Origin of the sequence: Gordonia alkanivorans (assembly GCF_004011905.1) — a bacterium.
GTDB classification, from domain to species: domain Bacteria; phylum Actinomycetota; class Actinomycetes; order Mycobacteriales; family Mycobacteriaceae; genus Gordonia; species Gordonia alkanivorans.
On record NZ_CP027114.1, the window covers coordinates 3,710,743 to 3,730,425 of the forward strand.

Sequence of the window (19,683 nt, forward strand, 5' to 3'; positions counted from 1 at the left end):
GGAGCGGAACCCTGTGAGCGACAAGGTCGACTTCAAGAAGACACTCGACTCCTACCGCGCCAGACGCGGCGAGTTCCGCATCCTCGAGGTCCCGGCTATGCGATACCTGATGATCGACGGCACGGGCGATCCCAACGACTCCCCTGATTTCGCCGCCGCGATCGAAACCCTGTATCCGGTCGCCTACAAGCTCAAGTTCGCGAGCAGCCGCGGACTCGCGCGTGACTACGTCGTCCCACCCCTCGAAGGCCGGTGGTGGGCCGAGGACCTGACCGTGTTCACCGACGCCCTCGACAAGACCAGGTGGAACTGGACACTCATGATCATGATCCCGGATTGGTTGCCCGACGACATGATCGACTCGGTGATCGAAACCGTCGGCGCGAAGAAACCGCCGCCCCGACTCGACGATCTACGCACCGCAATCCTCGACGAGGGACTCTGTGTGCAGACCCTGCACCTCGGTTCCTTCGACGACGAGGCGCCCGTCCTGGCACGGATGCACCACGAGTTCATCCCCGCCAACGGCCTGAGCATGAGCGGACACCACCACGAGATTTATTTCAGCGACTTTCGCAAGACCGCACCGGAGAAACTCCGCACGGTCCTGCGGCAGCCCGTCGAGAGGATTCAGCGATAGGGGTCAGTGACCTCACGCAGGCGCATCAACGACTTCTCCAGAGCCGCGAAGTCGTCGGCACCCAGGTGATCGCGCCACTCCTGTTCGATGGCCTCGACCTCCCGCGCCGCGATCTCACACAGCTCGACGCCACGGTCGCTGAGAGTCACCAGCCGGGCCCGGCGGTCCGACGGGTCGGGGACGCGGACGAGGTATCCCGCGGCTTCGAGCTGGTCAACGATGCCACCGGCGGTCTGCTTGGTGACGCCCGCCTGCTCGGCGAGGTCGGTCAGCCGCATCGGCTCGGGCGCGAGCCGTTGCACCACGCGACTCTGCGCGAGGGTGATGTCGTCGGCCCCGACGGCGGCGAGCCGTGCCATGACCCGCCGTTCGATGGACCGGTGGGCCACGAACATCAGGACGCCTAGGGCCGGTCGTTCGTCGGTCACGCCGTTGACTTTAGTACGGATTCCTGACTAATATGGTCAGGCACCCTGACTAATTCGGAACGGGAGCCCGTCATGGACAGTGACACCCTGTGGAAGCACATCGACGAGCAGCGGATCGACCTCGCCGCACTGATCGAATCCCTGTCCGAAGAACAACTCGCGACACCGTCGCTCTGTGCCGGATGGACGGTCCGCGACGTTGCAGTGCATCTCACCCAATCACACGCGGGCGCCCGCCAGGTCATCCCGGCAGCCGTTCGGTACGGCTTCCGGTTCAACACGATGATCCGCGAGATGGCCGTCCGCGATCAGACACCACCGCGCGAGGCCGCGGACAAACTCCGCGCGATGGTCGGCTCACGACGTCACCCGTTCGCGACCAACGAGCGGGCGCCCCTCATCGATTCCCTCCTCCACGGCCAGGACATCGCCGTTCCGCTCGGGATCGATCGACCGATGCCGGTCGACGCCGCCGCGGCCGCGGCACAGGAGATCTGGGATGTCGCCTTCCCGTTCTTCGCCCGACGCCGCAACCGCGGGCTCCGGTTCGAGGCCACCGACGTCGACTTCGCAGCCGGGTCGGGTCAGGTCGTCGAGGCTCCGATCCGCGACATCCTGATGTGCTTCAGCGGGCGCGTCCCGGCGAGTGCACCTCAGCCGTCCGATGGTTCGGACTCCGGTTCGCGCGCGGGCTGACTCCAGCTCGCCAGGATCGCGATCGCTTGGCGGGACGACGATCCCGGCTCGGTCGTGTAGATGTAGAGGGCCTGTTCGTTGTCTCCGGGCAACTCGAAGGTCTCGTAATCGACGGTGAGGTCGCCGACGACAGGGTGGACGAGTCGCTTCGAACCGAAGGTCCGCTGGTGGACCTGATGTTCCGACCACCACCGCCGGAACTCCGGACTCGACACCGACAGCTCCCCGACCAGTTCGATGAGGTCGCGATCCTCCGGCGCGCGTCCGGCCTCGAGCCGGAGCGCCTCTACTGCGTTGCGGGCCTGCACCTCCCACTCCACGAAGAGGCTGCGCGCATCGTCGGAGAGCAGCATCCAGCGGGCGTAGTTCCGTTCGCGTCCGGGCATGCGCTCGAAGTCGGCGAACAACGCACACGCCATCCGGTTGGCCGCCAGCACTTCGGTCCGGCGGCCGAGGACCAGCGCGGGATGCGCGTCGAGTGAGTCGAGCAACCGGCGCAGTCCGGGTCGCACGCGCTGCACCGCTGAACGCGACCGTACAGCCGCCCGCGAAGTCCGCGTCGCCGAGACGAGGTCATGCAGGTGGGTACGCCCCACGTCGTCGAGCCCGAGGGCACGCGCGACCGCGTCGATGACCTGCGTCGACGGGACGATGCGCCGGCCCTGCTCGAGACGCGTGTAGTAGTCGGTGGACACCCCGGCGGTCGGGGAGGCCGGCCTCTTGCGGATCGCGCGCGGCCCGAGCACGGCGGAGGAAATCCGCGAGTTCTCGATTCAGATCGGCCATGACCACATCATGCGCGTCCGGTGCGGACCGTGCCTGGGTCTCTCAATCCCAGGTTGCGCGGTCCTGGGTTCGACGTGATCAGTTATGACGTCCCACAGGGCCTTTCGCGGCGCGATTCTGGTGCCACCGGTTCGAGAGACGAGCCGGAGCACACAGGAGGCAATCATGAGCTACCCCACCGATCGTCCGGCCACCTGGTTCGTCACCGGCGCCTCGCGCGGCCTCGGCCTGGAGCTGGTCACGCAACTGCTGCAGCGCGGTGACAACGTCGCCGCCACCACACGCTCGACGGATCGACTGACCGAGGCCCTCGCCGGCATCGACACGAGTCACTTTCTCCCCCTGCAGGTGTCGCTCGCCGACGAAGCCGAGGTCACCGCTGCGGTCGCGGCCACGCACGATCGGTTCGGCGGCATCGACGTGGTGGTCAACAATGCGGGCTACGGCTTCCTCGCCGCAGTCGAGGAGGTCACCGACGCCGAGGCCCGCGACATGTTCGACGTTCAGATCTTCGGGGTCTGGAACGTGCTGCGGGCAACGCTCCCCCAGATGCGGGCACGCCGCGGTGGCCACATCATCAACGTGTCGTCGATCCTCGGCCTGACCACGTTCCCCGGTTGGGGCCTGTACAGCGCAGGCAAGTTCGCACTGGAGGGCCTCACCGAGTCGCTCGCCGCCGAGATCGCCGACTTCGACACTTCGGTCAACCTGATCGAACCCGGGTACCTGCGGACCGACTTCCTGCGTGCCACCTCGCTGGGTCTGCCCGGGTCCACAGTCGACGCCTATCCCGCCATCCGCGAGATGACCCGGGCACACCAGGCCATGCCCGGCACCCAGCTGGGCGATCCGGTCCGCGCCGCGGCGGCCATCATCACCGTCGCCGTGGAGGGCGACGCGCCGCTGCACCAGCTCCTGGGTTCGGGCTCACTCGAGTTCGCCGACGCCCGGCTGAACACTCTCCGGGCAGAGTTCGACGCCGCGAAGGACCTCGCGGTGACCTCGGATCACCAGGGCTGAGTCCATGGGACTTCGTTTCGGTGATGCGACCTCGACCGAGGACGCATCACCGAAATACTGTCTGCCGGCGAGCAGGCGTGGTGATCAGCTCGCCACGGCGTACTCCCACGCGTCGGCTCTGCGGTTGTAGGCGACCCGGATGATGACTCCGGGATCGAGTTGCGCGGCCAGCACCAGCGTCGGCACCAGCAGCTCGAGGGCGTATGCCGCAACCGGGTCCGCCGGCTCTTCGGGCACGACATCGGACCTGAGCAGATCGGCCCATCCTGCGGACTCCAGATATCCGAAGGCGGCCGCCACCAGATCCTCGACGGTCAGGTCGAGGTCGCGGACCATGATCGTCGTGGTGGCCTGGTGAGAGTTGAGTCCGCCGAACGCGCGGTCGCATCCGCAGGTCCGGGAATCGCACACCACCGACGGCAGCACGATCTCGCCCTCGACGGCGTGGCAGAAGTCATCCTCTCGGGTGGCACCGGAGGAGGTGGCGGTCAGGACTTTCATGAGCGACTCCCGTGTGTCGATTCACCTCGCAGAACACGAGGCCCACGCCGCCCGGCGTGGTGCGATCCACTGTGACGACGGACCCCGACGAGAAGCGTCGTGGCCGACGACGCCATCCACAGCCCGGCGGCATCCACAGGCGCCGGGGCTACCCCGCCAGCACAGGTCCGAGTCGTCGGGCGAGGTCGCCGAGTCCGTGGGATGACGACGAGACCCTGGGACGACGCGATCCTTGGAGAAGTTCTCGATGTCATGGGTTTCCGGGTGGAGTGGGGCCTGAAATCGTCGTAGCGCATCGAAACACTCACGGCGACGCCGGGATTGAGGCGTCCGCCGCTGAGGAGGTCGACGGAGTCCCTGCAGTGGTTCACCGCGCTGTGCCGGACAGCTGGTGTCATCGGCGAAACCGAACGCCACGCCGCGAATCATCGCGCACGAAAGTTGAACCAGGTCGGTACCGCTGGCGTCGCGTCTATAGTCGGGGTTCACACGGACTCGACCGAATGGATCGCCATGTCGACAACAGTCGCCGAGAGGATCGTCGAAGAGCTCGAACGTTCCGGAGTGCAGCGTGTATACGGGCTTCCGGGCGATTCCCTCAACGGTCTCACCGACGCCCTACGCAGCACCGAGGCCATCACCTGGGAGCATGTCCGCCACGAGGAAGCCGCTGCATTCGCTGCCTCCGCCGAGGCTGCTCTCACCGGCGAACTCGCAGTCTGCGTGGGCAGTTGCGGTCCCGGCAACCTCCACCTGATCAACGGACTCTTCGACGCCCATCGCAGCCGCGTCCCGGTGCTCGCCATCGCCGCCCACATCCCCGGCCCCGAGATCGGCAGCGGTTACTTCCAGGAGACCCACCCCGAACAGCTCTTCCGTGAGTGCAGCGCATTCTGCGAGATGGTCAGCACCCCCGACCAGATGCCGCGACTGCTCGATGTGGCGTTGCGGACCGCGGTCGAGCGACGCGACGTGGCGGTGCTCGTCATCCCCGGCGAGCTGTTCCTCAAGCCGTGCCCCAAACGCCGTGCGGGAGCCCCGATCCGGCAGGTTCGGCGCGTCGTGCGGCCCACCGATGCCGACCTGACGCGCACCGCGGACACCCTGAACGCCGCCCAGCGCGTCACCATCCTCGCGGGCGCCGGCGTGCAGGGCGCCCACGATGAGGTCGTCGAACTGGCCCGCACACTACAAGCACCGGTCGTGCATGCGTTGCGCGGCAAGGAGTTCATCGAGTACGACAATCCCTACGACGTCGGAATGACCGGGCTGCTGGGCTTTTCGTCGGGCTATCGCGCGATCGAGAAGTGCGACACCCTGCTGATGCTGGGCACCGACTTCCCGTACGAGCAGTTCTACCCGTCGAAGGCGACCATCATCCAGGTCGACATCCGCGGCGAGCAGATCGGCCGCCGGTGCCCGGTCGACGTACCGCTGGTCGGAGACGTCGGCGACACCGTGCGCGCGTTGATCCCGCTGGTCTCGACCGGCCGCGATCCGGAACATCTGACGTCCTCTCTCGCGCACTACACCAAGGCGCGTCGACGTCTGGACGAACTGGCCGACAACGACCGCAACCGGGCACCCATCCACCCGCAGTACCTCACCCGGCTGATCAGTGAGAAGGCCGGTGCGGATGCCGTGTTCATCCCCGACGTCGGCTCCCCGGTCGTGTGGGCGGCGCGCTATCTGGTGATGAACGGCGCCCGCCGCCTGATCGGTTCGTTCACCCATGGGTCGATGGCGAATGCGGTCTCGCAGGCCATCGGTGCGCAGACCGCCTTCCCCGGGCGCCAGGTCATCGCACTCGCCGGCGACGGCGGACTCGCGATGCTGCTCGGCGAGCTGTTGACCATCACCCAGAACAAACTGCCGGTGAAGATCGTCGTCTACAACAACTCCTCACTGAACTTCGTCGAGGTGGAGATGAAAGCGGCCGGGTTCGTCAACTACGGGACAGATCTGGAGAACCCCGACTTCGCGAAACTCGCCGAGGCCGTCGGGATACGCGGACGCAAGGTCGAGCAGCCCGACGATCTCGCCGGGGCCATCGACGAATTCCTGGCCCACGACGGACCGGCGCTACTCGATGTCACAACCGCCCGCCAGGAGCTCTCGATCCCGCCGACGGTAACTGCCGCCCAGGCCAAGGGATTCACGCTCTACGCCCTCCGCACCGTGTTGTCGGGCCGGGGCGACGAGCTGGTCGATCTCGCCGAGACCAACGTGTTCCGGCGACTGTTCGACTGACTGCCACCAGTTCTGGATACTCGGCAGGCCGTCTCAGTTCAGGTAGGCAGCATTCAGCAACACCGAGGCAATGGCGAGTTCGGCGGGTGACGCCTCCTGCCGATCGATGACCTGCCGTAGTTGTGGGCGTGGTGCATCGACGGACAACGGTTCGAGTTGTCCGTGGATGGCGTCACGAATGTCGGTGAGGACTTCGCGGAACCGTCCGGCTATGTCGGGTCGCCGGTTGATGCGTTCGGGGTTGGGTGGCGCCCCTGGTTCGGCGTTCAACTGCCAGACACATCTGCCTTCGTCGGCGCCGTCGGCGATCATCCGGGTCGAGTATTGACCGGGTTGGTCACCGACCATGTGGTGGTGGCGGGTGCAGGCCGGAGTGAGATTGTCGATGTCGGTGAATCCGCCATCACCCCAATCGGTGTGGGCGTGATGCATTTCCACGTGTGTGGTGGGCATGTCGCAGTCCGGGTTGGAGCACATCTCGCCGTCAGGTCTGGCAAACGAGACGAGCCGCTGTTCCATGGTGGCGAGTCGTTTGCCGCGTCCGAAGTACAGCGGGACCGCGGTGGCGTCTCTGAACACCGCCAACCAGGGCTGCACGTCGGCGCCGATGGCGATGAGGTCTGCGATGGGGATCAGGGTGCCGTCGGCGCTGGTGGCGGACCCGGTTTCGCGGATGAGGTCGTCGAGCTCGGCTTTGGCGATCAGCTGGACCGGCAGGCCTCGGTGGGTCTTGCCGAGCATTCCGTCGTCGAACACCGCTTCCAGCAGTGCGTTGAGGGCGTCGTGATTGCGCTGTGCGGGGGTGCGGTGGTCGCGGTCGGCTGCTGCCGCGACCACCTCGGGGTCGGCGTCCTCGATCGAACCGCACGGCGATTCGGGATCGGTGGGGTTGTTCATGCCCGGTCGGGCCCAGACGGCCAGGAAAGTCATGATCCGCGCCCGCGCCAGAGGGGTGAGGTTGGCGATGAGTTTGGAGGTCCCGTCGGCGCGTTGCCGGTTCACCTGCAGGTTGCGGCGGCGTACGCGGTCGTCGTGGTCGGTGAGGGTTCCGTCGGGGTCGAGGTGTGCCAGCAGTCGGGCACCGACCTGACCGATCTCGGCGGGCGTGAGCGTGGCGGCGTATTCGGCCAGGGTTTGCTCGGCGGCGGCGCGCACATCGTGTGGGACGGCATGTGGGATCTGGTCCACGACGTCCATCACCGCATGAACGTGGGCAGACCCCACCCGGCCGTCGGCCAATTCTCGGGCGAGCGTCGGCAGTTCGGGTTCGAGTGGTTGTCCGGTGGTGAGGTCGGTGTAGGTGGCGGTGGCTTTCACCTCGGCGTGGCGTCGGCCGGGGAAGGCGATCCGCAGGCGGTGTTGCATATACTGGATGATGCTGCGGTGACCGGTCTTTCGGGCCAGGCTGCGGTTCTCGACCTCGACGATCTGCTGGTTGCCGGCGTAGGTCAGGCGGGCGATCAGACGCTCGTTCTCGGCGGCCACCTGGTCGACCTCGACATCGGACAATCGAGAGAGGTCAACATTCTGCAACCGGTCGGTGAGGGCGTGCATCTGCTCGATGATCGCGACCGCGTCAGAGGGTGCCGGGTCGGCGGCGTCGACAGTTGCAGCAACGGCCACGACGGTCACCCCCAAGATTCCGCGGTTCGAATGCATGTTCGATGTTACGCACGAATCCGTCGTCACGCAGGAAAGCTCCACAGGCTTCACCAGCAGATCACCCGCACATCAACGTGTTGTTCCGGACGCGATTGCCAATCTTTCGAGCGCCTGCTCGATGTAGCCCGACCAGTCCTGCGCGGCAACCTGATTCACCGCCGACTCCCCGGCGAATGCGCTCGAGATGACCACGTCGGGAGCGAGGGTCGCCAGCAGATGCAGGCTCTCCGCGAGGGTATTCGCATTGCTGAACGGTAGGTATCCGGCGGCCCATTCCCCGGATGCGCTCAGATACAGGGTGTCCCCGGTGAACAGGTACCGAAGACCGTCATCACCAGGCACCAGATAGCACGTGCTGCCGGGCGTGTGCCCCGGAGTCGGGATCACCTCGACCCCGTTGTCGTCGACGTACCGTTCCGCGACCGCGATGTCCACGCGCGCAAAGCGGCCGATCCGCTCGACCTCGGGAGCGGGCGCGTGCAGCGTCGCCCCGAACCGGTCTTCGACACGACCGAGAATCGGGCCGGCCTCGTCCTGATGGGACAGGTACTGGTCGTCGACACCGCCCAGCTTCTCCAGATCGTCGAACTCGGCGTCCGATGCCATCGAGTAGAACAGCGCGTTGCGGTCGGACGTCCACAGATACGCATGGGTGGTGAGACCGGGGAACGGGTTGTCGGTCGTTGTCTCCCAGAGGTCGGGTAGCACCTGTCGCATCGGATCTCCTCGTTGAGTGGTGACGGCTCCGCCCCCACCGTGCAACTTCAAGTGAACTTCAGGTCAAGGGCGAACGTGCGCTGGTCAACCCTCGAGTGATACACATCATTCGATTCGTCTCAAACAGTTGGGGGTTCCCGTGTCCGCAGTGCTGCCGAGTCGACCGATCGACGACGCCCCCGGCTTCCCGAGGGCCGTCAGCTACGACGCCGCGATGTCGAACCGAAAGCTCCGGCGTACGCGCGCCCTCGTCCGCAAGGTCACCGGCAAGGACCTCTACCCCGAGCCCGAACACCTGCACACCTTCGCCGAGGACATGTTCCGCACCGATCCCGTGGCCGAGCGGTTCGTCGACGAGGTCTACGGCACGCTCGGCCCCGAAGCCGCGCGCACACTGCTGGACAAGGCCCTGACCGACGGACTCGACAGCGTCGAGAACCCGCCGCCCGCACTCGTCGAACTGTTCGAGGAGTTCGAGACCGTTCCCGACTGGGTCGATCCGCATCTCATCGCCGAGGGTGAGGCGATCTGGCGCCGCTGGGGTACCGGCCTGTTCAGTGTCGCCGGTGGGATCACTCTCGAGATGAACACCGAGGCCGCGGTCGCCAAGCCGTTGTCACTGGCAGGCGGATATGCCGGCGACAACGCGCTGCGCCGATTCCTGGAGACCTCCCGTTTCTGGATCGACGTGTCCCAGCCCGGCGCGCTGCTCACCCCGGGATCAGCCGGCCGGGCGACGGCGATGCGGGTCCGCGTGATGCATGTGTGGGTCCGACGCACCGTCGCGAAGCACCCCGAGTGGGACGTCGAACGGTGGGGCGAGCCGATCAGCCAGTCGTATCAGCTGCTGACCCTGCTCGGCGGCAGCGTCGTGCCGGCGTCGGCGCTGTGGCTGACCGGGGTCCAGACCACACCCCGAGAGATCCGGGTGCTGCTGCACTACCAGCGCTACCTCGGGCACCTCCTCGGCGTGCGGACCCAGTGGTTCCCCGAGACCATCGCCGACTCACTGCGATTGCTGGCCCTCGTCAACACCACCCGCAGCTACGACGCCGGCGCCGACGGCGCCGAACTCATCGAATCGTTCCCGGCCGCGTTCGCCAACGAGAGCGCGACGGGCCTCGAGCGCATCCGCGGCAAGTACAACGCCATGATGTACGCCGCCTACTCGACGATCTACATGATGCCGACGACGTGCTTCCGCTACGACATGCCCAACCCGATCCCGGGACTCGCACTGATCCTCCTGCGGTTGCCGGCCGTGACGCTCGTCGAGACGCTGCGCCGGATCTCCCCGACGTTCCGTCGGCTGCACGAGAAGGTGATGTGCCGGCACCGGGAGAACTGGCACGCCTGGCAGTCCTCGGGACGCCCCGCGGAGTTCGCGCACGGCAAGGGATTGCGACGGTGACCTTCCATCCGACACGGTCGAGTACGTGACAGGACACCGACCACGGTTTTGCCGACGGAACCCGCGCGATTAGCGTTGTCAAAATGACCCAACCCCCGATCACGGAACCGACGGCAGCCGGCGAGGCGCCAGACCTCGAGACGCGCGTCGGCCACTACTACGTCCTCGACGGCTCCTATGAGGTGGGACGCGAGAAGGTCCGCGAGTACGCCCGCGCGGTGCAGGACTACCACCCCGCCCACTGGGAGCCCGAAGCTGCTGCCGCACTCGGGTATTCGGGACTCGTCGCGCCGCTGACGTTCACCTCCATCCCGGCGATGGCGGCGAACCGCGAGCTGTTCGAGTCCGTGATCGTCGGCTACGACACCTACGTGCAGACCGAGCAGGCCTTCGAACAGCACCGGCCGATCGTCGCCGGCGACGAGCTCGTCACCGACGTCGAACTGTCGGGCGTGCGCAAGGTCGCGGGCCGCGAACTGATCACGGTGACCAACACCATGACCGACGCCGCGGGCGAGAAGGTGCACACGATGCACACCACCGTCGTGGGCGTGACCGCCGAAGAGGTCGATCCGGGCCTCAGCGCCGCGGTACGCAAGGTGATGATGCACGACGTCAACATCTTCAGCCACGAGGACACCCACCACCTGTACGAGAAGACCGTCCGGCCCGAAGGCGAGATCCGCGTCGCCGACGGCGCGACGCGCCCGTCCGGCGCCCGCTCCTTCGACGATCTGTCGGTCGGCGACGAACTGCCGATCCACACCGCCCGCATCTCCCGCGGCGACCTCGTCAACTACGGCGGTGTCGCCGGCGACGCCAACCCGATCCACTGGGACGAAGCCGTGGCCAGGCTCGCCGGCCTGCCCGACGTCATCGCCCACGGAATGTTCACCATGGGTCTCGGTGCAGCATTCGTCGCGTCGTGGTCCGGCGACCCCGGCGCTGTCACTCGCTACTCGGTCCGCCTGTCGCAGACCGTTCCCGTGTCGGCCGTCGACGGTGGCGAGATCGAGTTCAGCGGACGCATCAAGTCGCTGGACCCGGAGACCCGGACCGGCGTCGTCATCATCGTCGCGAAGTCGGGCGGCCGAAAGGTGTTCGGCCTCGCGACCATGAACATCCGCTTCTCCTGACGCCGGTTCCGCCCCTCATCGGAACCCGCTACTATCTGCATATGAATGCAGATAAGCATTCACCGAACGCCCACCCTCCCATCGCGGAGGACCAGGTGCGATTGGTGGTCGAGGTCTTCCGGATGCTTGCCGATCCGACCCGTATCCAACTGCTATGGGCGCTGGCCGACACCGAGATGTCGGTCAGCGAACTCGCAGAAGTGGTCGGCAAGCCCGGGCCTTCGGTGTCACAGCACCTCGCCAAGCTCCGGATGGCGCGGCTCGTCCGGACCCGACGCGCCGGGACCACCATCCACTACTCCCTAGAGAACGAGCACGTCCGACGGCTCGTCACCGATGCGGTCTTCAACGCCGAGCACGCCGGGCCGGGTGTGCCGCCGCACCATCGTGGTGACGCCGCTCTGCGCGCCGTCGATCACGACACCGAGCGGGAGGCCTGAGCGATGACGCACCTTCGCCGTGAACAGGATTCACACGATCACCCGCATGACCATGCCCACGGCCATTCGCACGACCACGGCCACTCGCACCGCCGCGGACTCGCCGGAGTCGTACGCGAGATCTTCGCGCCTCATTCCCACGACGCCGCCGACAGCCTCGACTCGGCGCTCGAATCGTCGCGAGCGGGTATCCGGGCCGTGAAGATCAGCCTGGTGGTCCTGGGCGTCACCGCGGTGGCGCAGGCCGGGATCGTCGCCGCATCGGGCTCGATAGCGCTGGCCGCGGACACGATTCACAACTTCTCGGATGCGCTCACCGCGCTACCGCTCTGGATCGCGTTCGCGATGGGCACCCGGCGTGCCACTCGCCGCTACACCTACGGGTTCGGACGGGTCGAGGACCTGGCCGGTCTGTTCGTCGTCGCGATGATCGCGCTGTCGGCCGTGATCGCCGGATACGAGGCCGTGGGCCGACTCGTCGATCCCCGCCCCATCGACCACGTCGGATGGGTGGCACTGGCCGGACTCGTCGGCTTCATCGGCAACGAGTGGGTGGCGCTCTACCGCATCCGGGTCGGCCGACGCATCGGCTCGGCCGCACTCGTCGCCGACGGACTCCATGCGCGCACAGACGGTTTCACGTCGCTGGCGGTGCTGCTCAGCGCAGCCGGCGTGGCACTCGGGATTCCACTCGCTGACCCGATCATCGGCCTGCTGATCACCGTCGCCATCCTCGCGGTGCTCCGCACGGCAGCGCGCGACGTCTTCCGCCGCCTCCTCGACGGCGTGGACCCGGCCCTGGTCGAGACCGCGGAGAGAACCCTCGCCGAACGTCCGGGAGTGCTCGCCGTCCGGAGCGTCCGCATGCGTTGGATCGGCCACCGTCTCCATGTCGACGCCGAACTCGACGTCGACCCGAACCTGCGGCTCATCGAGGTGCACACCATCGCGCAGGACGCCGAACACGAGCTGACCCATGCCGTTCCGAAGCTCACCAGTGCGCTGATCCACGCCTGTCCGGCACACGAGGATCGCTCCCACGACGAACACTCGGTCAGTACTCGCCCTTGACGACGAAGTACGAGCCGCGGACGGTGCCGGCGAGTGTCGAATTCTGCCGCGCGAACTCGAGCCTCGATTCGAGTTCTCCGGGCACGTCCGTGCCGTCGGACAGTGTGAAGCCGACGGCGCGTTTTGATAGCCGGGTCGATGCTGTACACGACGTTGATCGCGAGTCCCGAGTCGTAGAACACGTACGACACGTGGAGGCCGTCGACCTCGAAGTCGCTGACCTCGAGCGGACGTGAGGCGATCATCATGTCGCCCTGCGTGGAGACGTTCGTGAAATCGACGACGTGTCTCATGCCCACTCCCGCTTCGCTGACGCACACTCGGTGGCCACAACACCAGAGCCCCCGACGTCGTCGGGGGCTCTGGTGCCTGCGGGCTGCAGAAGGATCACTCCAGGATGAAGACCGGGATCTCTCGGTCGGTCTTGGTCTGGTACTCGGCGTAGGGAGGGAACGCCGCCACCGCGAGCTCCCACCAGTGAGCGCGCTCGTCGCCACTGATCTCGCGCGCGGTGAGTTCCTTGATCTCGGTGCCGTCCTGCACGGTGACGTGCGGGTTGGCCTTGACGTTGAAGTACCAGGCGGGATGTTCGGGGGCGCCGCCCTTGGAGGCGACCATCGCGTACTTGCCGTTCTCCTCCACCCGCATCAACGGGACGTACCGCTTCTTGCCGGACTTCGCACCGGTGGTGGTGAACAGGACGATCGGGCGGTCCATGACCTGGACCCCGTCGGTGGTGCCCTGCTCCAGGATCTTCTCGGTCTGCTCGCGGACCCAGCCTTCAGGACTCAATTCAGCGTTGGCACTCATGGGCTCGGAAACGCCGCAGAGTCCGCGCTTATTCCCGCGAGCACAGCTCCGGACACTGCCATGAATGTCGGGGTGGCCGGTTACCGTGGGTTCGCACGCTCGCGAAGGGCAGACCCATGACCTCACCTCGGGTAGACAGCGACCCCACGTCGACGGCCACCGTCTCGACTCCGGTCGGCCCGATCACGATCACCGGAAACGGACGGGCAATCGTTCGTGTCGCCTGGCGGGAGACACCCGAGCCAGGAGATGGGGCACCGACGGAACCACTCCTCGTCGAGGCGGTCGGTCAGCTCCACGCCTACTTCGACGGCTCGTCGACCACGTTCGATCTCCCGATCGATCTCTCCGGGGTGTCCGGAGCGGCCTGTGCGGTCCTGAACGCCCTCCACCGTGACGTCCCGTATGGCGCGACCGTCACCTACGGGGAGCTCGCGACAATGAGTGGCGCCGGCATCCCGGCGCGTAGCGTCGGCTCGATCATGGGCGTCAACCCGGTCCCCCTGCTGATCCCGTGCCACCGCGTCGTCGCGGGCGACGGCCTGGGCGGTTTCTCCGGCGGCCTCACCGGGGAAGGTCCGGCGACCAAACGATGGCTCCTCGAATTCGAAGGTGCGCTCCCGCCGACGCTGTTCTGAGCGGGGCGTGGTCTCACGCGATGGGCTCCCCGTCACCGATCGTCGGAACCGCGGCGAGCAGTTCCCGCGTGTAGGGATGCTCCGGGCTGCCGAAGACGCGATCGGCCTCGCCGTATTCGACGACCTCTCCCCCGCGCATCACCAGGATGTCGTCGGCGACGTGGTGGATGACCCCGAGATCGTGCGAGATGAAGACCAGCGAGACACCGGTTTCCACCTGCAACATCGCGAGCAGGTCGAGGATGCGGGCCTGGATCGAGACGTCGAGAGCCGACACCGGTTCGTCGCACACGATCACCGACGGTTCCGGAGCCAGCGCACGGGCGATGGCGACTCGTTGTCGCTGCCCGCCGGACAGGTGCAGCGGGTGACGCCGGCGGAACGCGTCCGACAGTCCGACGCTGTCGAGCAACTCGGAGATGCGGTCGTCGAGTGCTGTGCCGCGCAGATTCCGCGAACGCAGGCTGTCGCGCAGGATGCGTTCGACGTTCCAGCGGGGATCGAACGAGCTGAGCGGGTCCTGGTAGATGACGGAAATCTGGTGACGGTTCGCGCGTCGTCGGACATCGGACAATGCGCTCCACGGTCGCCCGTTCAGCTCGACGGTCCCGGTGTCCGGGGTCGTGAGCCCGAGGACCATGCGGGCGGTGGTCGTCTTGCCCGATCCGGATTCGCCGACGATGCCCAGTGTCTTACCGGGCAGGACGTCGAAACTCACGCCGCGCACCGCCGGTCGTGCCGTCTTGTCCTTGCTGTCGAACGACTTTCGGAGATCCCGGACACGCAGCGCGGGCGGCGCCTCGGTATGCGATGGCACGAGGGTCTCCGGGAGCGTCTCACCGCTCGTCAGGAGCGTGCCCTTGGAGGTGCGCGACGGCACCGACGCGAGCAAGCTCTTCGTGTAGTCGTGGGTGGGATTGCGCAGCACGTCGTCGGTGGAGCCGTACTCGACGATCTCACCGTGCCGCATCACCGCGACGCGGTCGGCGAGACGTGCGACGACCGCGAGGTCGTGGGAGATGAGGATGACGCCGTTGCCACGATCCTTGGCCTCGCCGAGGACGTCGAGGATCTGGGCCTGGACGGTGGCGTCGAGGGCGGTGGTCGGTTCGTCCGCGATGAGCAGCTTCGGGTCCTGCGCGAGAGCCGACGCGATCAGCGCGCGCTGACGGAGACCACCGGAGAGCTCGTGCGGGCGCTGCGCTGCACGGACTCCGGGCTCGGGAACCCCGACCAGGGTCAACAGTTCTTCGATCTTCTCGTCGCGTTCGGCGCGTCGGCGCGGTGATCGATTCCGGAAGAGACCGCCGCCACGGGAGTCTGAATGGGCGGTCAGGGCCTCCCCGATCTCGCTGCCGACGGTGCGCAGCTGATCCAGCGACACCAGGGCGTCCTGGAGGACGAATCCGATGTCCCGGCCGCGCAGACGGCGCCAGTCCCGGTCCTTGTACCCGAGCAGCGACCGACCGTCGAAAGCGATTGTCTCGGCGCTGATCCGGGCGCCCTCACCGGTGAGCCCGATGAGCGTGCGTGCGGTGACCGACTTGCCCGACCCGGATTCTCCGACGACCGCAAGGCATTCGCCGGCGCTCACCGAGAACGAGACGCCCCTGACCACCTCGCGGCCGCCGAAGGACACGTGCAGGTCCCGGATCTCGGCGAGTGGGGCCGTCGAGTCGTCGGTGCCGGTGGGGTCGGCGACGTCGTCGGTCCGGTCCTCGAGGGGAGTCGCGACTACGGTCATCGGGTGGTTCCTTCCAGACGGGCGCCGAGGTGGCGTCCCACGGTGGTGAATGCCAGGGCGGTGATCACGATGACGAGACCGGGGAAGATCTCGAGCCACCAGGCCACGGTGATGTAGGTGCGTCCGGCGTCGAGCAGGGCGCCCCACTCGGGCGACGGGGGCGCAACGCCGAGACCGAGGTAGGCCAGCCCCGACGCCCAGATGATCGCCTGACCGATACCCAGTGTCGCGGTGACGATCATCGGCCGCAGCGCGTTGGGAGCGATGTGCTGCAGGAGGATTCGCGTCCGCGAGTGCCCGAGCGCCGTCGCCGCCTCGATGTAGGCGGCATTGCGGACCGTCAGGACCTGGCCGCGGATGATCCGCGCATATCCCGGGGCGATGCCGATCCCGATCGCGAAGATCAGCGTGTACGGCCCTGGGCCGAACACCGAGGTCAGCAGGAGTCCGAGCAGGATCGTCGGGAAGGCGAACAGAACGTCGATCCACCGGTTCGCCAGGGCCTGTGCGATACGTCCCGAGAGTCCGGCCGTGATTCCCAGTGCCAACGCGAGGACGAGGGCCACGCCTACCGCACCGAGTCCGATGGCCAGCGACTGCCGGGTACCGAAGATGATGCGGCTCAGCAGGTCTCGCCCAGAAAGGTCGGTGCCGAACCAATGCGCCCAGGTCGGCGGCGACAGCGTGTCGTCGAGGTTGATGGCGAGCGGATCGTACGGCGCGATGAGTCCGGGCGCGACGACTGCCACGGCCAGCAGGACCAGCACACCGAGCGCGACGATCAGGGTGGGTGGCAGCGACCGCGGCCGCCGCGAGGTCGCCGGCAGTGCGGTGACCGTGCTGCGAGACGTCTTGATGGACGGTTTCTGGGTGGTGGTCACGGGACCTCGATCCGGGGGTCGATGACGGTGTACAGGAAGTCCACCAGCAGGTTGGCGACGGTGTAGATCGCGGCGACGAGCACGACGATGCCGCTGACCAGCGGGACGTCGCGAGAACTGGCGGCCGCGACGAGGGTCTGTCCGATGCCGGCCCGCGCGAACACGGTCTCGGCGATGACCGCACCCGAGAGCAGCGCCCCCATGGCCCAACCGGAGACCGTGACGGCGGGAATCACCGAGTGGCGCAGCACATGTCGGGCGCGAACCGACAGATCGCCGAGACCACGGCTCCGAGCGGTGAGAACGAAGGGCTGGTCGAGCGCCCGGGCGAACTCGTCGCGGGCGATGCTGCCGAGGAATCCGGCCAGCGGTATCGCCAGCGTGAGAACCGGGAGGACCAGACCGCGCAACGAGTCACCGCTCTCGACCGGGAACCAGGCGAGGTTGATCGCGAAGACCACCAGCAGGATCGAACCCAGCCAGTATTGCGGGAGCCCGGCGCTCACGGTCTCGAGCAGGGCGCCGAGCGCTCCGCCCGGACCGCGGCGGCCGGCGGTCAGCGTCGTGGTCACCAGGACAAGCAGCCAGGCCACGATCAGCGCACTGATGGTCAGCACCAGCGTGGGACCGAGCTGGGCGGCGATCACCTCGGTGACGGGTTCACTCAGCTGGTACGACGTCCCGAGGTCGCCGCGCAGCAGACCCTGTAGGTAGTGCAGGTACTGCTGCCAGATCGAGTCGGTGAACCCGAACTGGTCGTTGACCGGGCCCAGTTCGTCGGGGGTGCGTTCGCGGCTCTCCCCCGACGACAGGTTCAGCAGCAGCGTGGCGCGGTCACCGGGCGCGAGCACCTGGAGGAGGAACGTGATCGTCGCAGCCGCCCACAGCACGAACACGGCCGAGCCGAGTTTGCCGAACCACCGCAGCCACACCGCAGAACCCCCGCGGCGTCGACGTCGGGTCGGCTCGCCGGCCGACTCCGGGTCGATGATCGTCGTCTTGTCGACCTGTATGGTCATCGCACAAACCTCGCATCCGCGAACACCGGTTCACCTTGGGATTTCTCGACCCACACGTCGTGCAGTTTCGGGTTGACCGCGATCGAGGTCGTCTGTGTGTACAGGCCGATGGACAGTGCCTCGTCGCCGATCAGCTTCTGGGCCCTGCGGTAGAACTCGCGCTGCTCGGCCGGGTCTGCCGCACTGTTGGCCTTCTCGATGAAGCCCTGCAGGGTCGGATCGTTGTAGTAGGCCGTGTTGTGGGGATTCGGTGAATCCTCGAGTCGCTGGCGCCAGTTGATGTAGAGCAGCCCCGGGGTCGGACTCGTCCAGTAGCCGACGTAGGCGTCGTAGGTGGGCGCCTTGGCGTAGTTGCCGCCGAAGTATTCGCTCTGCGTCGCCGGGACGAGTTCGATGTCGAAGCCGACGTCGCGCGCCTGGTGGGCGATGTTCTGCAGGATCGCCGCGCCCTCGGGTCCGACGATGGCGTCGGCCGCGTACACCACGCGTGCGGTCAGACGGCGGCCGTCCTTGGTTCGGATGCCGTCGGAGTCGCGCGCGGTCCAACCTGCCTGGTCGAGCAGTGCATTCGCCTTCTCCGGATCACGGACGTAGGCGCCGGCGGCCGGGTCGTAGTCGGGGGTGCTCTGACTCAGCGCTCCGTTCGAGTTGAACGGGACGACGCCGAGAAATGCTGTCTCCACTGCCTTCTCGCGGTCGGCAGAGTAGGCGAACGCCTGACGCACCCGGACGTCGTCGAACGGTGCGTGATCGACGTTGAGCGTGATCGCGTTGGGGCGTCCCGGTGTCACGTACTGCCTGGTCTGGAACCGAGTTGTCGCGTCGGCCCAGTTGATGGCCGGGACGTTGTAGATGACGTCGGATGATCCGCTGGTCAGCGAGCCGTACCGTAACACCGGGTCCTTGAGGAACTTCCAGATCACCTTGTCGACATAGGCCGGTCCCTGGTGTTTCGCGTTGGCCGGCGCCGAGTTGTAGTTCGCGTTCCGCACGAAGGTGATGCTGCGGTTGCGATCCCAGCGTTCGATGATGAACGGCCCGGACCCGACGGGCTTCGAGCAGTTCTCCTTCTTCCCGCGCGCGAGCGCGGTCGGCGACTGAATCCCGAAGTAGCCCTGGGTCAGGACCGTGAGGAGCGGACTGTACGGCTGCTTGAGGTGCAGTACGTAGGTGTTGCGATCGCGAACCTCGCCACCGGCGTAGTACTGGCCGATATAGGCCATCACCGTTCCGTTGGGAGCGTCCGGATCGAGGTACTTGTCGAAATTGGTCTTCACCGCGGCCGCGTCGAGATCGGTCCCGTCGCTGAACCTCACGTCGGGCTTGAGGCGGAACGTGTAGGTCTTGCGGTCGGGCGAGATCTCCCAGCTCGTCGCCAGCCACGGCACCGGTGACCCGTTGTCGTCGAGTGAGACGAGGTTGTCGAGGTATTGCCTTGCGAGGTAGGCGTTCTGGACCCAGCCGCCGTGGATGCACGGCGGTTCCTGTTCGTGTCCGTACTCGATGACGCCGCCGTCGAGGTATTCACCGGCCGCTGCGGGCACGCCCGTCGACGTACCGTCTCCGGTGGCCGGGCGTTCGCCGCACGCCGACAGCAGCGCAGCGGCCGACAGGCCGACTGCCAGTAGGGTTCGAGTCCGTCTGGAACGGACAGATCTGAACACGCCAGGTACTCCTCGAGATCGAGAGTCGTGATTTCGACAGTGATGGAAAACAGAAGAACAAGTTCGGACCACGGGGGCCGGCGGGTCGGCGCCGGTGTCGCGGCACGTAGAAGCTGCAGAGGCGACCCGCGGTCAGCTCGTACGGTAGTGATCGGCGACGTCGACGTCA

At 66.9% G+C, this 19,683-nt stretch carries 18 protein-coding genes and 2 pseudogenes; 9 read left to right on the forward strand and 11 right to left on the reverse strand.

Annotated elements, in window-relative coordinates; translation table 11 throughout:
• The first annotated feature begins 13 nt into the window (after positions 1-13).
• Positions 14-640, forward strand: coding sequence for a GyrI-like domain-containing protein (locus C5O27_RS16930; RefSeq protein ID WP_127963211.1), 627 nt, complete (start codon positions 14-16; stop codon positions 638-640).
• On the opposite strand, the gene C5O27_RS16935 is transcribed toward C5O27_RS16930, so the two are convergent.
• Positions 631-1,068, reverse strand: a complete 438-nt coding sequence (locus tag C5O27_RS16935) for a MarR family winged helix-turn-helix transcriptional regulator (protein WP_006360881.1) — start codon at positions 1,066-1,068, stop codon at positions 631-633. The two genes, C5O27_RS16930 and C5O27_RS16935, sit on opposite strands and share 10 nt — an antisense overlap.
• Positions 1,069-1,140: 72 nt before the next feature.
• Here C5O27_RS16935 and C5O27_RS16940 point away from each other — a divergent pair, with 72 nt between their 5' ends.
• Positions 1,141-1,764, forward strand: coding sequence for a maleylpyruvate isomerase family mycothiol-dependent enzyme (locus C5O27_RS16940; RefSeq protein WP_006360880.1), 624 nt, complete (start codon positions 1,141-1,143; stop codon positions 1,762-1,764).
• Here C5O27_RS16940 and C5O27_RS16945 read toward each other — a convergent pair.
• Positions 1,722-2,550, reverse strand: a pseudogene (locus C5O27_RS16945) (helix-turn-helix transcriptional regulator). The gene C5O27_RS16940 and the pseudogene C5O27_RS16945 overlap by 43 nt on opposite strands.
• A 165-nt stretch (positions 2,551-2,715) precedes the next feature.
• On the opposite strand from C5O27_RS16945, the gene C5O27_RS16950 reads away from it, so the two are divergent.
• Positions 2,716-3,570, forward strand: coding sequence for an SDR family NAD(P)-dependent oxidoreductase (locus C5O27_RS16950; protein WP_127963212.1), 855 nt, complete (start codon positions 2,716-2,718; stop codon positions 3,568-3,570).
• Between the two features lie 84 nt (positions 3,571-3,654).
• Here the strand turns inward: C5O27_RS16950 and C5O27_RS16955 are convergent, their stop codons facing one another.
• On the reverse strand, positions 3,655-4,071 hold the full coding sequence (locus C5O27_RS16955; RefSeq protein ID WP_006360877.1) for a DUF7715 family protein: 417 nt from the start codon (positions 4,069-4,071) through the stop codon (positions 3,655-3,657).
• Positions 4,072-4,290: 219 nt separating this feature from the next.
• A pseudogene (locus C5O27_RS23055) lies at positions 4,291-4,424 on the reverse strand (LLM class flavin-dependent oxidoreductase); the annotation flags it as partial.
• 160 nt (positions 4,425-4,584) lie between these two features.
• Between C5O27_RS23055 and poxB the strand changes: the two are divergent.
• Positions 4,585-6,321 (forward strand): ubiquinone-dependent pyruvate dehydrogenase, encoded by a 1,737-nt coding sequence (gene poxB, locus C5O27_RS16965; protein ID WP_127963213.1) that lies wholly within the window; start codon positions 4,585-4,587, stop codon positions 6,319-6,321.
• 33 nt (positions 6,322-6,354) lie between these two features.
• On the opposite strand, the gene C5O27_RS16970 is transcribed toward poxB, so the two are convergent.
• Together C5O27_RS16970 and C5O27_RS16975 are read right to left on the reverse strand one after the other, a co-directional pair.
• Complete coding sequence (locus C5O27_RS16970; protein WP_425269611.1) at positions 6,355-7,980, reverse strand: HNH endonuclease signature motif containing protein; 1,626 nt, start codon at positions 7,978-7,980, stop codon at positions 6,355-6,357.
• Between the two features lie 72 nt (positions 7,981-8,052).
• The gene (locus C5O27_RS16975; protein WP_075862577.1) at positions 8,053-8,700 is read right to left on the reverse strand and encodes an MBL fold metallo-hydrolase; all 648 of its coding nucleotides are present in this window, start codon (positions 8,698-8,700) and stop codon (positions 8,053-8,055) included.
• Positions 8,701-8,839: 139 nt separating this feature from the next.
• Between C5O27_RS16975 and C5O27_RS16980 the strand changes: the two genes are divergently transcribed.
• From C5O27_RS16980 to C5O27_RS16995, 4 genes are all read left to right on the forward strand, one after another.
• Positions 8,840-10,111: an oxygenase MpaB family protein gene (locus C5O27_RS16980; RefSeq protein ID WP_127963215.1), complete on the forward strand. Its 1,272-nt coding sequence runs from the start codon at positions 8,840-8,842 to the stop codon at positions 10,109-10,111.
• 83 nt (positions 10,112-10,194) lie between these two features.
• Positions 10,195-11,247 (forward strand): fused (3R)-hydroxyacyl-ACP dehydratase subunits HadA/HadB, encoded by a 1,053-nt coding sequence (locus C5O27_RS16985; protein ID WP_006360872.1) that lies wholly within the window; start codon positions 10,195-10,197, stop codon positions 11,245-11,247.
• Between the two features lie 41 nt (positions 11,248-11,288).
• A complete protein-coding gene (locus tag C5O27_RS16990; protein WP_042375720.1) occupies positions 11,289-11,687 on the forward strand; it encodes an ArsR/SmtB family transcription factor in 399 nt (132 codons plus the stop codon).
• A 3-nt stretch (positions 11,688-11,690) separates the two neighbouring features.
• Positions 11,691-12,758, forward strand: a complete 1,068-nt coding sequence (locus C5O27_RS16995; protein WP_035752268.1) for a cation diffusion facilitator family transporter — start codon at positions 11,691-11,693, stop codon at positions 12,756-12,758.
• Positions 12,759-13,145: 387 nt separating this feature from the next.
• On the opposite strand, the gene C5O27_RS17005 is transcribed toward C5O27_RS16995, so the two are convergent.
• Positions 13,146-13,568 (reverse strand): nitroreductase family deazaflavin-dependent oxidoreductase, encoded by a 423-nt coding sequence (locus C5O27_RS17005; protein ID WP_006360869.1) that lies wholly within the window; start codon positions 13,566-13,568, stop codon positions 13,146-13,148.
• A 116-nt stretch (positions 13,569-13,684) separates the two neighbouring features.
• Between C5O27_RS17005 and C5O27_RS17010 the strand changes: the two genes are divergently transcribed.
• Positions 13,685-14,206, forward strand: coding sequence for a methylated-DNA--[protein]-cysteine S-methyltransferase (locus tag C5O27_RS17010; RefSeq protein WP_042375718.1), 522 nt, complete (start codon positions 13,685-13,687; stop codon positions 14,204-14,206).
• A 13-nt stretch (positions 14,207-14,219) separates the two neighbouring features.
• Here the strand turns inward: C5O27_RS17010 and C5O27_RS17015 are convergent, their stop codons facing one another.
• From C5O27_RS17015 to C5O27_RS17030, 4 genes are read right to left on the reverse strand one after another with little or no spacing between them, the layout of a single operon-like run.
• Positions 14,220-15,950 carry a dipeptide ABC transporter ATP-binding protein gene (locus C5O27_RS17015; RefSeq protein WP_127963216.1) on the reverse strand — a complete coding sequence of 577 codons (1,731 nt, stop codon included), beginning with the start codon at positions 15,948-15,950 and terminating at the stop codon, positions 14,220-14,222.
• Positions 15,947-16,831, reverse strand: coding sequence for an ABC transporter permease (locus tag C5O27_RS17020; RefSeq protein ID WP_244216532.1), 885 nt, complete (start codon positions 16,829-16,831; stop codon positions 15,947-15,949). Before C5O27_RS17020 ends, C5O27_RS17015 begins: the two co-directional genes overlap by 4 nt.
• Positions 16,828-17,850 (reverse strand): ABC transporter permease, encoded by a 1,023-nt coding sequence (locus tag C5O27_RS17025; RefSeq protein ID WP_127963217.1) that lies wholly within the window; start codon positions 17,848-17,850, stop codon positions 16,828-16,830. The genes C5O27_RS17020 and C5O27_RS17025 overlap by 4 nt, the downstream gene beginning before the upstream one ends.
• A complete protein-coding gene (locus tag C5O27_RS17030) occupies positions 17,847-19,514 on the reverse strand; it encodes an ABC transporter substrate-binding protein (RefSeq protein WP_042375717.1) in 1,668 nt (555 codons plus the stop codon). Before C5O27_RS17030 ends, C5O27_RS17025 begins: the two co-directional genes overlap by 4 nt.
• Between the last annotated feature and the right edge of the window lie 169 nt (positions 19,515-19,683).

Coding starts and splice junctions, on each gene's coding strand:
- C5O27_RS16940 (WP_006360880.1), top strand. CDS start 1,141: ATGGACAGTGACACCCTGTGGAAGCACATCGACGAGCAGCGGATCGAC.
- C5O27_RS16950 (WP_127963212.1), top strand. CDS start 2,716: ATGAGCTACCCCACCGATCGTCCGGCCACCTGGTTCGTCACCGGCGCC.
- C5O27_RS16955 (WP_006360877.1), bottom strand. CDS start 4,071: ATGAAAGTCCTGACCGCCACCTCCTCCGGTGCCACCCGAGAGGATGAC.
- poxB (WP_127963213.1), top strand. CDS start 4,585: ATGTCGACAACAGTCGCCGAGAGGATCGTCGAAGAGCTCGAACGTTCC.
- C5O27_RS16970 (WP_425269611.1), bottom strand. CDS start 7,980: ATGCATTCGAACCGCGGAATCTTGGGGGTGACCGTCGTGGCCGTTGCT.
- C5O27_RS16975 (WP_075862577.1), bottom strand. CDS start 8,700: ATGCGACAGGTGCTACCCGACCTCTGGGAGACAACGACCGACAACCCG.
- C5O27_RS16985 (WP_006360872.1), top strand. CDS start 10,195: ATGACCCAACCCCCGATCACGGAACCGACGGCAGCCGGCGAGGCGCCA.
- C5O27_RS16990 (WP_042375720.1), top strand. CDS start 11,289: ATGAATGCAGATAAGCATTCACCGAACGCCCACCCTCCCATCGCGGAG.
- C5O27_RS16995 (WP_035752268.1), top strand. CDS start 11,691: ATGACGCACCTTCGCCGTGAACAGGATTCACACGATCACCCGCATGAC.
- C5O27_RS17005 (WP_006360869.1), bottom strand. CDS start 13,568: ATGAGTGCCAACGCTGAATTGAGTCCTGAAGGCTGGGTCCGCGAGCAG.
- C5O27_RS17010 (WP_042375718.1), top strand. CDS start 13,685: ATGACCTCACCTCGGGTAGACAGCGACCCCACGTCGACGGCCACCGTC.
- C5O27_RS17015 (WP_127963216.1), bottom strand. CDS start 15,950: ATGACCGTAGTCGCGACTCCCCTCGAGGACCGGACCGACGACGTCGCC.
- C5O27_RS17025 (WP_127963217.1), bottom strand. CDS start 17,850: ATGACCATACAGGTCGACAAGACGACGATCATCGACCCGGAGTCGGCC.